This is a genomic window from Marinomonas transparens (assembly GCF_016463975.1).
GTDB classification, from domain to species: domain Bacteria; phylum Pseudomonadota; class Gammaproteobacteria; order Pseudomonadales; family Marinomonadaceae; genus Marinomonas; species Marinomonas transparens.
Map to the genome: position 1 here is coordinate 78,727 of NZ_JAEMNX010000008.1, position 16,131 is coordinate 94,857.

The following is a 16,131-nucleotide window of genomic DNA, read 5'->3' on the forward strand; positions in this document are numbered from 1 at the left end:
TAATACGTTTTTTATTTAACGGCTAACAGGAATTATTTGTGACCTCATCGGTACCGACTTCTTTTTTCTGGTTTGATTTTGAAACAACGGGAACTGACCCTGCACGAGATAGGCCCATGCAATTTGCTGGCATTCGCACGGATCTAGATTTTAACCCTATTGGTGAACCTATCATGCTTTACTGTCGCTTAGCGGAAGACGTTTTGCCTCAGCCTGAAGCTTGTTTACTGACAGGAATTAGCCCGCAAGATGCGAACCGAGAAGGCTTGTGTGAAGCCGAGTTTATGCAGGCAGTAGAAGCTGAATTGTCTTTGCCGGGAACCTGTGCTCTTGGCTACAACTCGATACGCTTTGATGATGAAGTGGTGCGCTATGGTTTTTATCGTAACTTTATCGATCCTTATGCGAGAGAATGGCAAAACAACTGTTCGCGTTGGGACATTATTGACCTAGTTCGCATGGCTTATGCTATGCGCCCTGACGGTATTGTTTGGCCAAAAGGGGAGGATGGTCAGGTGTCAATGAAGCTTGAGGCCTTGACTAAAGCGAATGACATTGCCCATGAGCAAGCCCATGATGCGCTTTCTGATGTTTATGGCACGATTGAAATTGCTAAATTAATCCGTGCCAAGCACCCCAAACTGTTCGATTATTATTTGAAAATGCGTCAGAAACACGAGCTACAGCAGTTTATTGATGTAGTACGACTTAAGCCTTTTTTGCATATATCAGGCATGTTTGGTCAGGCTAGAAAATATGCAGCCTTTGTCGTTCCAATTGCGCCTCATCCGACTAACAAAAATGGTGTCATTGTTTATGATCTCATGGCCGACGCTCAGCCTTTAGTGGACTTGAGTGTTGATGAGATTCGTCACCGCGTATTTACTCGTCAAGATGAGCTGGGTGACATGCAAAGATTGCCGTTAAAGGTGATTCACTATAACAAAAGTCCTGCGGTGGCTCCGGCGACTTTTCTAAAAGATGTGGCGGTTGTAAAGCGCCTTGAGCTGGATGGTGAAGTTTGTCGTCATAATCTTGCCATTATAAAAAGGCAAGCTGGTTTAGCAGCCAAGTTGAGTGATGTGTTCATGCAAGCAGAACGTCCAATTCTAAAAGATCCTGACCTGATGCTATACGCCGGCGGTTTCTTTTCACGTGAAGACAAGGCTCGAATGGAAACGATACGAACAACGCCTGCTAATGCGCTTAGTGAATTAGAAATGTCATTTGATGACCGTCGCTTACCTGAAATGTTGATGCGCTATATTGGTCGAAATTACCCTGATCAATTAAGTGAGCAGCAAAGGGTTGAGTGGGAAGAGTATCGACAGTTGAGACTGCTAGAACAAGACGGTGGTGGTTCTATTGAGATGAACAGCTATTTTGAACGCTTGAACCAGATTGCACAGACGCCAGATTTATCAGCATCTAAGCGGGCAATGCTGCAAGACTTAGCAGATTATGCACAAAGTATTTACCCAATAGGTTGAGGAATAGAGATGAGTGATCAGCATAAAGGAACCCACTGGCTCGTTAGCTTAGCGGCGTTTGTTATTATTTTGGCAGGACTGAAAGCGGCGTCGCAGATTGTGGTTCCTCTTATGCTCTCTATCTTCATTGCGATTATTTGTGCGCCTATGATGGCGACCCTGCGTCGACATCGAGTACCAACTTGGCTTTCTATTCTCTTGGTCGTTGGGTTGATATTAATTGGGATTAGCTCTATTGCATTGTTAGTTGGGTCGGCCATTGATAACTTTTCTGCTCAGTTGCCCAGCTATAAACTGCGTTTTGCTGAAGAGGTTGCAGGCGCTGTTAGTGCCATTAATGGTTTGGGCTTTCATATTTCCTATGACCAAGTGAAAGGCTACATAGACCCCTCCGCTTTGATGCAAATGGTCGTAAATACCTTAAGTGGCCTAGGCAGTGCTTTAACCAATTTGGTGCTGGTAGTCATGACAGTGGTCTTTATCCTATTTGAAGCGGTTGAATTGCCAAGAAAGCTTGCCTTGGCATTAGACGATGCTGCGCAATCTCTAGTTGGTTTTCAGTCCTTTATTAAATCAGTGAATCGTTATTTGGTCATTAAAACCACCGTCAGTGTTTTGACTGGCGTCTGTATTACGCTTTGGTTGTGGGTGTTAGGGGTAGATTTTCCCATCTTGTGGGGGGTCAGTGCTTTCCTATTAAATTTTGTTCCTAACATAGGCTCTATTATTGCCGCTGTGCCTGTTGTTATGTTGGCTTTTGTGCAGTTGGGAGCGTTATCGTCAGGACTCACAGCGCTTGGCTTTTTAATTGTTAATTTAGTGGTAGGGAACTTTATTGAACCGCGTTATATGGGGCGTGGTTTAGGGCTTTCTACGCTCGTGGTTTTTTTGTCTTTGTTGTTATGGGGCTGGGTATTTGGCCCAGTCGGCATGTTACTTTCTATTCCTTTGACAATCATTGTGAAATTGGCATTAGAGGCGAATCCTAAAACTCACTGGTTAGCGATCATGATCGACTCTCATCCAGAAGAAGATAAAGCATAGTTATTTATAATCTCGGTAGCTTAATTTTGCTATATGCTCTATAATTTGCGATCAGGTTTAGTCCTCGGAAACTCTTGTAAGGTACATCTATGGTGATGGGCCTTACCCCATCTCATAAAAAGGTACACATCTACATGTCTGACGCTGATAATCAGCCTACATTCGATTCGTTGGGTTTAATCGCCCCTGTTCTTAAAGCGGTTGCTGACCTCGGTTACGAGCAACCCTCAGCTATCCAAGCGCAAAGTATTCCATATCTATTAGAAGGTCGTGACCTTTTGGGACAAGCGCAAACGGGTACTGGTAAGACGGCTGCATTTGCACTCCCGTTGCTGTCTCGTATGAACGCTGCGGATAAATCGACACAACTTCTTGTCTTGGCTCCAACTCGTGAACTTGCTATTCAGGTTGCTGAAGCATTTCAAAGTTACGCCCGTAATATTCCAGATTTTCATGTTTTGCCCATTTATGGCGGTATGTCTTACGACACTCAACTACGTCAACTAAAACGTGGTGTACAGGTTGTTGTTGGTACGCCTGGTCGTGTTATGGATCACATTCGTCGTAAAACATTGAAACTAGATACGCTTAAAGCGCTGGTGCTTGATGAAGCGGATGAGATGTTGCGTATGGGGTTCATCGATGATGTCGAATGGATCCTTGAGCAAACCCCCCCAACTCGCCAAATCGCTTTGTTCTCTGCAACAATGCCTTCTATTATTCGTCAGGTGGCTAATCGTCATTTAACTAATCCTAAAGAAGTTAAGATTGTTACTAAGACATCTACTGCAACAACCATTACTCAAAAATACTGGCCAGTAAGCGGTCTGCATAAATTAGACGCTTTGACTCGTATTTTAGAAATGAACGAACATGATGGCATGATCATTTTCGTACGTACGAAAGCGGCAACAGTTGAATTGGCTGAAAAGCTAACGGCCCGTGGTCACGCCTGTGAAGCGCTAAATGGTGATATCAGCCAAAATCTTCGTGAACGTACCGTTGATCGCATTAAAAGAGGTCAAATTGATATTCTTGTGGCAACGGATGTTGTGGCCCGTGGTCTAGATGTTGAGCGTGTTAGTCACGTTGTTAACTACGATATTCCATACGATACAGAATCTTATGTACACCGTATTGGTCGTACTGGCCGCGCTGGTCGTTCTGGTACCGCAATCTTGTTTGTTGCTCATCGTGAACGTCGTATGTTGCAAGCTATTGAGCGTGCAACGCGTCAGCCAATTGAAAAAATGCAATTGCCTACGGCAAGTGACATTAACGAACATCGTGTTAATCGTTTCAAGCAACGTATTACTGACACTATGGATAATGAAAACCTTGATTTCTTCATGGAGCTGGCACAAAGCTACCTGAAAGAAAACGAAGTTGATCCAGTGAACATGATTGCGGCGCTTGCTCATATGGCACAGGGTAAAACGCCTTTATTGCTATCGGAAATGGAAGTTCGTCAAGAACGTAGAGAGCGTCGTGATGACCGTGAAGGTTCTCGTGATCGTAATGGTCGCGGAGACCGTGGTGATCGAGGAGAGCGCGGTGCACCTCGTGAGCGTAAACAGCGCCCTGTTACTAAAGATGCAATGCCTCTGAAAGATGATCCAGATACGGCGATGACACGTTATGTTGTTCAAGTTGGTTACAACAATGGCGTTAAGCCTGGCAATATTGTTGGTGCTATCGCTAATGAAGCAGACATTGAAAGTCGTTACATTGGTCACATCGAAATTTATGATGACTTTGCGACTGTTGATTTACCAACTAACTTGTCTACAGACGCGTTAGGTAAACTGGGTAAAACTCGTATTTGTGGCCAACGTTCAGATATTTCGGTACTTGATGATGCTGAAGCACTGAATAAACGTGCCGCAGCACCTTCAGCAGGTAAACGTCCTTCTGCTGGTGGTGATCGTCGCCCAGGCGGAGATCGTCGTCCAAGAAGTGATAGCCGTGAACGTCGTCCAAGAGCGCCACGTAAAGACTCTTAATTACTGCTTTAGCGGGTAATTAATAAAAACCGAATCTTGTAAAAGATTCGGTTTTTTTATGTCTATTACTTTTAGTGGGTAGTTTGGCACTGCCACTTGTTAGATATTCTGTTAAAATCCCGCCAATTTCTTTTCTAACGCAAGGGCCAATGATGAACGAAATTACTATAATTAAGCCAGATGATTGGCATCTACATTTTCGTGATCAAGATATGTTGCTTGAAACCGTTCCAGCAACGGCTCGATGTTTCGAACGTGCGGTGGTAATGCCTAATTTGGTACCTCCAGTGACTACAGCAGAGCTGGCCTTAAGCTATAAAGAACGAATTCTAGCGGCACGTCCAGCAGGCAGTACTTTTACGCCCTTGATGACGATTTACCTGACCGATAAAACCAGTGTTGAAGATATTCAAGACGCTAAGAAGGCAGGTGTACTTGCTGCAAAAATGTACCCAGCGGGCGCCACAACCAATTCAGACTCTGGGGTGAATTCGTTAGAGTCGCTTTATCCTGTTTTCGAAGCCTTGGCTGAAAATGATATGTTGCTGTTGATCCATGGTGAAGTAACACAAAAGCATATTGATATTTTTGATCGTGAAAAAGAGTTTATTGATCAACATATGGTGAATATTGTTAAGCGTGTCCCTAACTTAAAAGTCGTGTTTGAACATATTACCACCAAAGACGCCGCAGACTTTGTATTGAATGCGAGAGAAGGCGTCGCTGCGACCATTACCCCTCAGCATTTATTGTTAAATCGCAATGACATGCTGGATGGTGGCGTTCGTCCACATAATTATTGCTTGCCTATCCTTAAACGCAGTACTCACCAAGAAGCACTTCGTGCAGTGGTGAAATCTGGTTCGCCTAAGTTCTTCCTTGGCACGGACTCTGCGCCTCATGCTAGGCATCGTAAGGAATCAGATTGTGGTTGTGCGGGTTGTTATAGTGCTTGGTCGGCGTTAGAGCTTTATACGCAAGTCTTTGATGAGTTGGATGCCTTGGATAAACTGGAAGGCTTTGCGAGCCTTTACGGTGCTGATTTCTATGGCTTACCACGGAATACTGAGGTGGTTACCTTGGTGCGTGAGGCTTGGGATGTGCCGGAGAGTATTGCTTTGCCGAGTGGTGAGCCCATTGTGCCATTTTTTGCAGGTAAATCTGTGTCTTGGAAAATCAAAACTTAATAATTGGCGTGTTCCCCCTATAAAACGGACAAACATAAAAAGAGCCGAATTTCGCAATGGATTCGGTTTTTTTAGGCCTATAGCTTAAGAAAAGAGTTTGCGTAAAGGAGGTCACTAAGAAACTGACTAAATGGTGCGGATGGAGAGACTCGAACTCTCACGCCGTGAAGCACTGGAACCTAAATCCAGCGTGTCTACCAATTCCACCACATCCGCATGTCGTGTTGACGAGGTGGAATACTACGGATATATCCGTTTGATGCAAGTATTTTTACCCATATTTCACATGATAAAGAGGATTTGTTCTAAGAACCCCTCCTGTTTTTTTACTAGATGAAACAAGGACAGAGAAACGAAAAAATGCTCTAATAATAACGACATCCTATGAACATCCACGTAGAGCATATTATGGAAAGCCGTTCGGTTGAATTGTTTCTAAATCCTGTTGATTTAACAACACTTTTTGTTTTCTTCGCATCTTGGTGGGGATACGCTTTATATGCCCAATATCATTCTAAGCGTCGCCCTTGTCTTGTTAGTGTTTTGCATCAATTTAGATTAGCGTGGATGTCGCGTTTACTAAGGCGAGATAACCGCATCGCCGATGCTTCAGTGATGGCGAATTTGGAGCGTAGTAGTTTATTTTTTGCCTCTAGTAGCTTGCTGATTATTGCTGGCTTGTTTACGGCATTCAACTATTCTGAAAAGGCCCTAGGTATTCTTTCTGACTTTTATTTGTTAGCACCCATGAGCCAGCAGGAATGGGAGTTGAAAATCATTGTGTTGGTGGTGATTTTTGCCTATGCCTTTTTCACTTTTACTTGGTCTATTCGCCAGTATAATTTTTGCTCGGTTTTAGTGGGCAGTGCGCCTTTGGCGACCGAGCGTGGCATTGAAGAAAGTGAACGTGAAATGTACGCAAATCATATGGCACAAATCTGTAGTCTAGCGGCGAACCAGTTTAACTATGGTTTACGTTCTTATTATTTTGCTATGGCGTTTTGTGGCTGGTTTTTAGGCCCTTATTTTTGTATGGCGGCCAGTGTTATGGTCGTTGGTGTGCTATATCGTCGTGAATTTCGTTCTAAAACCTTCAAAACCTTAAGTCGTGGACTGGTGATGAAATCCCATGCTTCCTAATTTCCCCAAACCTTTGCCAGAAGACGATAAGCCGGTTAATCGCACGGTAAAAGTGGATGACAGGCTCTATCAATATTTAGTAGACGTGTCTGTTCGTGAAGCGGATCTGTTAAGAGCATTACGTCGTGAAACCGCTCAATATCATATGGCGCGCATGCAACTTTCTCCAGAAGTAGGGCAGTTGTTGGCTTTACTCATTAAACTACAGGGGGCGAAAAAACTCTTAGAAGTCGGGGTTTTCACTGGTTACAGTACTTTATCTATGGCGTTGGCTATGCCTGATGATGGCGTGCTTTACGCGATAGAAAAAAAGCAAATGTGGTTGGATATAGCAAGACGTTACCTTGAGCAAGCTGGGGTAATAAATAAAGTGAAGACCCATTGCAGTAAAGCCATGCCAGTGCTGGAGTCATTATTGGAAAATGAAGCGGAAAGCTTTGATTTTATTTTCCTCGATGCCGATAAACAGAACCTAATTGCCTATTACCATCTGAGTAAAAAGTTACTAAAGTCGGGAGGCTGTATGGTGATTGACAACAGCTTATGGTGGGGCAATGTAGCAGATGAAGCCTTTGATGATAAAGATACGCGGATTGTCCGTGAACTAAATAAGTTGATTCATCAAGATGCTGACGTGGAACTTTCCTTGTTGCCAATAGGCGATGGCTTAACCATTGTTCGGAAATCATAGTCTGTCATTGCGTTATTCTTACCTCTATAGTCCCTCGTAATTAGCCTTATTGCTTATATCCCTAACTTTTTTGTGAGTTTTTACTTTTTTGCAGTGTCGGCCTCTTGAAATTGCTCTAAGAGGCTTTATGTATGTTGCACAAGCAAAAGTAATACGCCTTTGATTCTATTACCAAAGGTTCATTCAAATAGGAGCAATCTATAACATGTCAACCGATACTCAAAAAGAAACGTTAGGGTTTCAAACAGAAGTAAAACAACTTCTACATTTGATGATCCACTCTTTGTACTCAAACAAAGAAATCTTTCTAAGAGAGCTTATTTCTAATGCATCAGATGCCGTAGATAAGCTTCGCTTTGAGTCTGTCGCTAACTCGGACTTATTGGCAGAAGATCCCAATTTACGAGTGCGTGTCGAATTTGATAAGGAAGCGAATACTGTCATCATTGATGATAATGGTGTGGGTATGTCTCGTGAAGAGGCCATCACCAATCTAGGTACAATCGCAAAATCTGGTACTTCTTCATTTTTAGAGCAATTGAGTGGTGACCAGAAAAAAGACAGCCAATTGATTGGTCAATTTGGTGTTGGCTTTTACTCTGCCTTCATCGTGGCAGACAAGGTGACGGTAGAAACACGCCGCGCGGGCTCTGCTGAAAACGAAGCCGTACGTTGGGTGTCTGATGGTTCTGGCGAATTTACCATTGAGAACATTGATAAAGCGTCTCGCGGTACGCGCATCACGCTGCACCTAAAATCAGAAGAAAAAGATTTCGCTGATAATTATCGTCTACGTTCTTTGGTGACTAAATATTCTGACCATATTTCTATTCCTGTTGAGATGGAAAAAGTGGTTTATCCAGAAATGGATGAAGAGGGTAACCCTAAGCCTGTTGACGAAAACAAAGCGCCAGAGTTTGAAGCGGTTAACTCAGCGAAGGCACTTTGGACTCGTTCTCGTACTGAAGTAACAGACGAAGAATATCAAGAGTTCTATAAGCATATTTCCCATGACTACCAAGAGCCACTTAAATGGTCTCATAACAAGGTAGAAGGTAAGCTGGAATACACCAGTCTGTTTTATATTCCTTCAAAAGCACCCCATGATCTTTGGAACCGCGACATGCAACGTGGTCTGAAGTTGTATGTACAGCGTGTGTTCATTATGGATGAAGCGGAAGCTTTCCTACCACCTTACATGCGCTTTATAAAAGGTGTCGTGGATTCCAATGATTTGTCTTTGAACGTCTCTCGTGAAATTCTGCAAAACGACCATGCCGTTGACTCTATGCGCGCTGCATTGACTAAACGTGTGTTGGACATGTTGTCTAAAATGGCGAAGAACGATGCTGAAACGTACCAGTCTTTCTGGAATGAATTCGGTAATGTGCTGAAAGAAGGTCCAGCAGACGATATGGGTAACAAGGATAAGATCTCTGCCTTGTTGCGCTTTAGCTCTACTCACACGGATAAAGTGGATCAAACTGAATCCTTGGCCGATTACGTATCTCGTATGGCGGAAGGTCAAGACAAGATCTACTACATCTACGCTGAAAACCACAATACGGCGAAAAACAGCCCACACCTAGAAATCCTTCGTAAGAAAGGTTTTGAGGTCTTGTTGCTAAGTGATCGTATTGATGAGTGGATGATGTCTTCTCTACAAGAGTTTGACGGTAAGTCTTTCCAAGACGTTACCAAAGGCAAGCTTGATCTAGCGGAAGAAGAAAACGAAGACGCAAAGAAAGAGAAAGAAGAAAAAGCAGAGCAAATGAAGCCGCTGCTTGATCGTATGAAAGCTGTATTGGAAGACAAGGTAACAGGGGTGAATACCACTGATCGTTTGACGAACTCACCAGCTTGCTTGGTGGTTGGCGAATACGATATGGGCCTACAAATGCGCCGTTTGCTTGAGCAAGCAGGTCAGCAACTTCCTGAGTCTAAACCGACGCTTGAAGTGAACCCTGATCACCCAATCGTGGTGAAAATGGATGCGGAAGCTGATGAAGAACGTTTCTCAGATATGGCGTGGTTGTTGTTCGAACAAGCGACCTTGTCAGAAGGTGGGCAGCTAGAAGATCCAGCGACCTTTGTTAGCCGTATGAACAAATTGATTGTACAGCTAAGTCAATAATACGCTTAGAGCGTTATTTGAAAGCCCATATTCTGCGATGAATATGGGCTTTTTTATTGTCTCAAAATCGTATATTTTCTAAACAGCTGTTAAGGAATAGCAGTGTTGATTATTCAAAGGAGTGAATGATGTCTTTTATAAAGCAATGTATTTTGTATTTATTGTTTTTCCCTGTGGGGTTATTGGCGCAGCCAGAGGTGCAACTAGCCAAGCGTTTTTCTGATTCTGTACAAGCCAGCGAGTACTTTATTAGTGAAAAATACGATGGTGTTCGAGCAATCTGGACAGGAAGAGAGCTGCTGACGAGAAAGGGCAATCCTATTCATGCGCCACGTTGGTTTATCGAGCATCTTCCGCAAGTTTCGTTAGATGGTGAGCTCTGGTCAAAACGGAAGGACTTTCAGTTTGTCCTATCGACGGTGACCAAAGATACGCCTGTTGATGCCGAATGGCGAAAAATTACCTACATGGTGTTTGACGCGCCAGATCAAGAGAAAAAAGAAACCTTTCAGCAGCGTGTCGCGAATTATACCCGTGCCATTCATCGTATGAATCTACCTCATGTTAAGCCAGTGGCACAACTCTCAGTGACCAGTAATGAAGAGCTAAAGCAATTATTGGATAAATATGTTGCTGAAGGGGCTGAAGGTCTAATGTTGCACCGCAAATTGGCTCGATTTGAAAGTGGCCGAACAGATAATCTTTTAAAGCTCAAACCCTATATGGATGACGAAGCTATTGTGGTTGAGGTGTTACCGGGTCAAGGCAAGTATGAAGGTAAGATGGGATCTTTATTGGTAGAAATGCCATCGGGTATTCGCTTTAAAATTGGCAGCGGATTTAGTGATGAAGAAAGGGCACATCCGCCAATTATAGGCGATAGGGTCACTTACCGTTATCATGGCTTGACTAAAAATGGCATACCAAGGTTCGCGAGCTTTATACGCATTCGCAACACCGAGAATTAACCTCACTTGAGCGTGATGCAGACACTAGGAGCGGTGATCATAGGGTGTTGTTAGCGCAATGTAGCTTAAAAATATTTTTAAAGCGTTGGGCAGAATAGGCCGTGTAGTGTCTGTATCAGTTCTTTTACTCTAGGGTCGCCTATGCTGTAAAAAATGGTCTGAGAATCTCGGCGAGTAGCGACTAATCCATCTTTTCTTAACACCGCAAGGTGTTGAGATAGGGCGGACTGGCTCAACGGCAATTTTTCATTAAGTGCCGTAACAGATAGCTCTTTATTCAATAAATGACATAGCACCATTAGGCGATTTTCGTTGCTCAAAGCTTTTAAAAATCCGGCGGCTTGGGAGGCTTGCTTTAACATATCTTGCATTGCTAACGTTTCATTATTCATTTTTTATTCTCGTTATGTACTGCGCCATCTTATACCAGAAATAAAACCATCCACAGTCTCTGTGGATAAATCTGGGGGTAGGCGCAAATAAAAGTGATTTTCATCAAGGTAGGCGGCTTCTGCATCGAATTGACTGTTTTTTGAACAGTAACCGCCTTAGTCATTTATTATTGATCTAGATTAAATGTAGTCCAAATTGGTGCATGGTCAGACGGCTTTTCTATGCCACGTAAATCATAGTCTACATCAGCATTTTCGAGATAAGGGGTAAGGCTAGTAGAAGACATAATAACGTCGATACGTAAGCCGCGTTTTGGGGTATCGTCAAAGCCTTTTGAGCGATAATCAAACCAGCTAAAGCGATCATTTTTTGTTGGATTTAACTGACGATAAGTGTCTGTTAATCCCCAATTGGACAAAGTGGCAAACCATTCCCTTTCTTCTGGTAAGAAACTGCACTTTCCTGTTTTTAACCAGCGCTTTGCGTTTGCTTCGCCAATGCCTATGTCTAAATCCGTTGGCGAAATATTAATATCACCCATCACAATAATGTGTTCGTCAGGGGAGTGAGAGGCAAGGTAGTTCATTAAATCGGCATAGAATTTACGCTTTGCTGGGAACTTGGTTTCATGGTCGCGGCTTTCCCCCTGAGGAAAATAACCATTAAGTACTTTAACTGGGCCTTTTGGCGTATCAAAAGTGGCAATAATCATACGACGTTGAGCGTCTTCCTCATCACCGGGAAAGCCATATTCTACTTTTGTCGCTTCTTGTTTACTAAAGATCGCTACACCGTAGTGGGATTTTTGACCATAGTAATAAGCGTGATAGCCCACAGACTCTGGGATTTCGTGGGGGAAGGCATCATCGTGGACCTTAATTTCTTGTAGACCAATAACATCTGGCGTGTGTTTTTCAACGAGTGCTTCTATTTGATGTGGTCGAGCACGCAAACCGTTGATATTGAAAGAGACGAATTTCATGTAATGCCTTCTATGAATAAAGTTTTCCTAATCATACCTAGATGTTACAGGCTCATAAAGTGCTTAGTTTTTTTGATTAAGCTAATAGCGCTATTGTTTTTAACATCCTTCAATTGGCCTGCTACACTCAACAGATTATTTCAATGAACTTAAAATGGAGAGCTAGTTAATGGCCTATCAGTACGACTTATTTGTTATCGGTGCCGGTTCTGGCGGTGTTAGAGCGAGTCGAGTAGCAGCATCTAAAGGCTATAAAGTAGCGGTTGCCGAAGGCAGTGCCTTAGGCGGAACCTGCGTGAACATTGGCTGTGTGCCTAAGAAACTTTTTGTTTACGCTTCTGAATATGGTCATGGCTTTGATGAAGCAGCGGGCTTTGGCTGGAAGCATGAAGGCGTGCAATTTAACTGGTCTGTCTTACGCGACAATAAAACTCAAGAAATAGAACGCTTAAATGGCATTTACGGCAACATGCTGGGCAATGCAGGTGTTGAGGTGATTTCTGGCTTTGCTCGTTTTGTGGATGCCCATACCGTTGAAGTGGACGGCAAAACCTACACCGCAGAACGCATTCTTATCGCGGTGGGCGCTAAGCCATTTATCCCAACCTTTACGGGCAGTGACTTGGTCGTCAGCTCCAATGAAATGTTTTACTTAGAATCCCTTCCTAACAAAGCCTTGGTGGTTGGTGGGGGTTATATTGCCGTTGAGTTTGCCGGTATCTTAAACGGTTTAGGGGTGGATACCGCATTGGCTTACCGTGGTGAGCAGTTGTTGCGTGGCTTTGACCAAGATGTTCGTGAATTTGCCAGTGAAGAGTACAAGAAATCAGGCATTGATGTGCGTTTGAATACGGATGTTGAGCGTATTGAACTCGCTGATGCTACCAACCAAAATGGCGCTCGTATCGTTCACTTCAAAGATGGCCGCTCGGAAGAGTTTGGGCTTATTCTTTACGCCACAGGTCGTGTACCCAATGTTGGCTCGTTGGCCCTTGAAAAAGCGGGCATTGAAACCGGTAAAAATGGCGCGGTCATTGTAGACAACAACTTCACCACCTCAGCGGACAGTGTGTTTGCATTGGGCGATGTGACGGATCGCGTGCAATTAACCCCGGTTGCCATTAAAGAAGCCATGGCATTGATCGACTACTGGTTTGAAGGCAAAGACAACAACTTCGATTACGACAATATTCCAACGGCGGTATTTAGCCAGCCTGCAATCGGAACCGTGGGCTTGTCTGAACAAGAAGCCGAGGCCCGTGGCATCGACTTCCGTGTTTATCAAACCGACTTCCGTGCCATGAAACACACACTAAGTGGTGGCACGTCTCGCTCATTGATGAAGTTGTTGGTCAACAACGGCAACGACAAAGTGATCGGCGCACACATGGTGGGCGACTACTCCGGCGAGATTATCCAAGGCTTAGGCATCGCCATAAAAGCCGGGGCTACCAAAGCCGACTTTGATGCCACCGTTGGCGTTCACCCAACCAGCGCAGAAGAGTTTGTCACCTTCTCGGCAGGCTCGTTGAAAGAGCGCAAGTAGCGTAAAAAAAGCGTTGTTTTCAGATATAAAAAAAGACGCCTCGCAGCGTCTTTTTTTGTTCTGAATTAGTAGCAAGTATCAAACTAAAATATTCCCTTTTAAATATTAGAGCTGAACTGTTCAGGCCAAACAGTTAAGTTTTTGATTTTCTTGAGAGGCTTGAGAGATTTGAGACTGACATTCTAATTTTTTAATGAAGATAATGTTTACTCTTACATTTATTTTACAAAACATAGGGATTTTAAGAGCATGAAAAAAATACTTGTTGGTATGTTTGCCGCTTCTGGAATGACATTGGCTCTTGCAGCAGAAACACCTTTTATCGCAGAAGTTTTGATAGGGCAATCAAGTCAGAAAGTAAGTAATTTAGCTGACGGTGATGACTCATCAACAGGAATTCGTCTTGGTTATGAGTTTTCGGATGGTTGGTCAGTAGAAGGTGCGTTTCATGACCATGGTGGTTTTAATTATAGTAGTATTGATGATGACAACAAAGAGTCTATTGACTATTCGACTTCATCGACTACTTTAGGTGTAAAAAAGACATTCGATTTGAGTGAAGGACTTTCACTGAATGTCCATGGAGGCTTGGCACTTTGGAACTTTGATTGGGCTTCTGAAAATACTTCCACGACAACGATAACGACAAAAACGACTAATGATTCGGGATCTAACTCAGGGAGTGATGTGTATTATGGGTTGGGATTGTCTTATGAGTTAAAGCAAAATCTATTGCTCTCACTGGAATATTCATTTCTTTCAATGAGCATTGATTCTGATAAAGTGGATGTAAGTAATTTTGCGCTTGGTCTTGGTTATAAATTCTAATTAATAACCATTAGCTTGTATCTTTAAAACCGTTATCTCATTAGATAACGGTTTTTTTATGGCTATTTTCATATCGTTCTCGAATAAATTGATTTCACGTCCATGGTATTTTTCAAGCTGCCGTCTGGCATCATCATGTCCCCATGAATATAACCGCCTCGGCTTCTATAGACTGGGACCAACTCGCTTTTTCCTTGTTTTGCGGCGATGAGGCTGAGTAGGGCGAGGGGTTCAATGTCATCGAAGCGACAATGTATGTGCTCGGCGCTGGCGGTAAACAGCCCTCGGTTGGCGCTGCGTTTAAAGATGTTATGACCAAGCTGTTCTGCCAATTCAAGGTAGGCGGATTCCTTGGTCGCTTGATGCATTTCGAGCACCGCAAACAGTAATAAAGCGTCGTCTGCTTGGGTATCCAATTTCACCTTAGTGTTTTGCCAATCGCCTAGTTCAAAGTGTTTCGCCATGGCGCACAGGGTAGGCCATAGTTTTTCGCTGCGGCTTTCTACCCAGTTGGTCACGTAGGCGAGGAAGACATGGACAGGAACAGGGCGACGAATAATCTCCACGCCTTTTTTCCCATAGTAACCGTAGCGAGGAATGCTTTGGCCTGTTAAATCTTTACCATCGGCGAACATGGGTTTTATTTCGTTTGTGTCGGCATCGTAAGCATAATGCGCCCACGCTTCTAAGCCTTCTGTTGTCCAATCTAATAATTGTTTGCCATCTTTCCCAAGCTCACGAGCCAATAGGGTTTGTGCTAAGGCGCAATCGCCATAAATGCCTTCTGGGCCGTTAAGGGCTTCTTCGTCCATTTTGAACAACACCCATGCTTCTTTTGCCACATCGCCGTATTCTGGGCCGAACTGGCGTTGTGCTCGGTCTCCCCAAAAAGAGAAAGTGTATTGTGGGTGGCTTTCGTCTTCTGGCGGCGTGCCCGTTTGCATTGGGCGGTTGTACTGGTAGCAACCGAGTTTGGTTATTGGGTGACGGCTATTTATGTATTGACTCATTAAGAATTCAGCCCAAGATAGGGCTTTTTTGTCGTCATCTAGCTTGTAGAGCATGCCTGCGCTGAATACTAGGTCGTTGCCTATATTCACGAAGGACAGGCCTTTCATTTCCCGCAGCGGCTCAAGATTGCTACTTTGTGGTTTATCCCAGAACGTCGCTTCGTTTAACGCCAAGCCATAGCGGCCATGGCGAGACATTTCCATGCTGCTCCAATCGGTCACATGGCAATTCCAAATGGCTTTTATCATGCGGCTGGTGGCAGTGGGATTCGTTTCATGCATGAGCTCGTAATAAGGGCAATGGTGTTTCAGTTCGTGCACCATATTCTTGTTTTCTGGCCCAACGGAATTCATGGTTTTTAGATCAAGGAAAGAGTGTCCGCCCCAACGGATAAGACCACTTGAATCGGCATGATCAAAATGCCAGTTTATCGCGTCTTTCGCCGCTTGTTTGTATTTTGGCTCATGGGTTAACGCGGTTAAGCCACTAAGAAAGCGAAACAGGTTTTGTTGGCTGGCAATGTTCGAAGGTTCCCAAACGGAACCGTCGGTGTTTTTCCAAGTAACAGGCTTGCCTGTAAAAGTGTCGCAACCGTCAAAAAATAGAGGGGTTCCGTGATAAGGATCGCGATAATTTTCAAGAATCGTATCGGCGTATTGAGTCAGGTAATCCAGAATGTCTTGCATGGAATCGATCCAGAGTCTTTATTGTTAT

The 16,131-nt window shown here is 43.7% G+C and carries 13 protein-coding genes and 1 tRNA gene; 10 read left to right on the forward strand and 4 right to left on the reverse strand.

Annotation, left to right across the window (positions count from 1 at the left end):
- Nucleotides 1-38: 38 nt before the first annotated feature.
- From sbcB to pyrC, 4 genes are all read left to right on the forward strand, one after another.
- On the forward strand, nt 39-1,490 hold the full coding sequence (sbcB, locus tag I8J31_RS08700; RefSeq protein WP_199467899.1) for an exodeoxyribonuclease I: 1,452 nt from the start codon (nt 39-41) through the stop codon (nt 1,488-1,490).
- A 9-nt stretch (nt 1,491-1,499) separates the two neighbouring features.
- Nucleotides 1,500-2,534, forward strand: coding sequence for an AI-2E family transporter (locus tag I8J31_RS08705; RefSeq protein ID WP_199467908.1), 1,035 nt, complete (start codon nt 1,500-1,502; stop codon nt 2,532-2,534).
- A 134-nt stretch (nt 2,535-2,668) separates the two neighbouring features.
- Nucleotides 2,669-4,537, forward strand: a complete 1,869-nt coding sequence (locus I8J31_RS08710) for a DEAD/DEAH box helicase (RefSeq protein WP_199467911.1) — start codon at nt 2,669-2,671, stop codon at nt 4,535-4,537.
- A 152-nt stretch (nt 4,538-4,689) separates the two neighbouring features.
- Nucleotides 4,690-5,724 carry a dihydroorotase gene (gene pyrC / locus I8J31_RS08715; RefSeq protein ID WP_199467913.1) on the forward strand — a complete coding sequence of 345 codons (1,035 nt, stop codon included), beginning with the start codon at nt 4,690-4,692 and terminating at the stop codon, nt 5,722-5,724.
- 131 nt (nt 5,725-5,855) lie between these two features.
- Here pyrC and I8J31_RS08720 read toward each other — a convergent pair.
- Nucleotides 5,856-5,940: transfer RNA gene (locus I8J31_RS08720), tRNA-Leu, on the reverse strand.
- A 168-nt stretch (nt 5,941-6,108) separates the two neighbouring features.
- On the opposite strand from I8J31_RS08720, the gene I8J31_RS08725 reads away from it, so the two are divergent.
- The 4 genes from I8J31_RS08725 to I8J31_RS08740 all read left to right on the forward strand — a co-directional run bounded on the left by I8J31_RS08725 (nt 6,109) and on the right by I8J31_RS08740 (nt 10,657).
- Nucleotides 6,109-6,864, forward strand: a complete 756-nt coding sequence (locus I8J31_RS08725; RefSeq protein ID WP_233402670.1) for a DUF599 domain-containing protein — start codon at nt 6,109-6,111, stop codon at nt 6,862-6,864.
- Nucleotides 6,854-7,555, forward strand: coding sequence for an O-methyltransferase (locus tag I8J31_RS08730; RefSeq protein ID WP_199467915.1), 702 nt, complete (start codon nt 6,854-6,856; stop codon nt 7,553-7,555). The genes I8J31_RS08725 and I8J31_RS08730 overlap by 11 nt, the downstream gene beginning before the upstream one ends.
- A 205-nt stretch (nt 7,556-7,760) precedes the next feature.
- Nucleotides 7,761-9,689: a molecular chaperone HtpG gene (gene htpG, locus I8J31_RS08735; RefSeq protein ID WP_199467917.1), complete on the forward strand. Its 1,929-nt coding sequence runs from the start codon at nt 7,761-7,763 to the stop codon at nt 9,687-9,689.
- A gap of 128 nt (nt 9,690-9,817) precedes the next feature.
- On the forward strand, nt 9,818-10,657 hold the full coding sequence (locus I8J31_RS08740; protein WP_199467919.1) for a DNA ligase: 840 nt from the start codon (nt 9,818-9,820) through the stop codon (nt 10,655-10,657).
- A gap of 77 nt (nt 10,658-10,734) precedes the next feature.
- On the opposite strand, the gene I8J31_RS08745 is transcribed toward I8J31_RS08740, so the two are convergent.
- A complete protein-coding gene (locus tag I8J31_RS08745) occupies nt 10,735-11,049 on the reverse strand; it encodes an ArsR/SmtB family transcription factor (protein ID WP_199467921.1) in 315 nt (104 codons plus the stop codon).
- A 167-nt stretch (nt 11,050-11,216) separates the two neighbouring features.
- Nucleotides 11,217-12,032 (reverse strand): exodeoxyribonuclease III, encoded by an 816-nt coding sequence (xthA, locus tag I8J31_RS08750; RefSeq protein WP_199467923.1) that lies wholly within the window; start codon nt 12,030-12,032, stop codon nt 11,217-11,219.
- Between the two features lie 169 nt (nt 12,033-12,201).
- Here xthA and gorA point away from each other — a divergent pair, with 169 nt between their 5' ends.
- Both gorA and I8J31_RS08760 read left to right on the forward strand, forming a co-directional pair.
- Complete coding sequence (gene gorA / locus I8J31_RS08755) at nt 12,202-13,578, forward strand: glutathione-disulfide reductase (RefSeq protein ID WP_199467925.1); 1,377 nt, start codon at nt 12,202-12,204, stop codon at nt 13,576-13,578.
- Between the two features lie 249 nt (nt 13,579-13,827).
- Nucleotides 13,828-14,406: a porin family protein gene (locus tag I8J31_RS08760; RefSeq protein ID WP_199467927.1), complete on the forward strand. Its 579-nt coding sequence runs from the start codon at nt 13,828-13,830 to the stop codon at nt 14,404-14,406.
- Between the two features lie 68 nt (nt 14,407-14,474).
- On the opposite strand, the gene I8J31_RS08765 is transcribed toward I8J31_RS08760, so the two are convergent.
- Nucleotides 14,475-16,103, reverse strand: a complete 1,629-nt coding sequence (locus I8J31_RS08765) for a pectate lyase (RefSeq protein ID WP_199467929.1) — start codon at nt 16,101-16,103, stop codon at nt 14,475-14,477.
- Nucleotides 16,104-16,131: the final 28 nt, after the last annotated feature.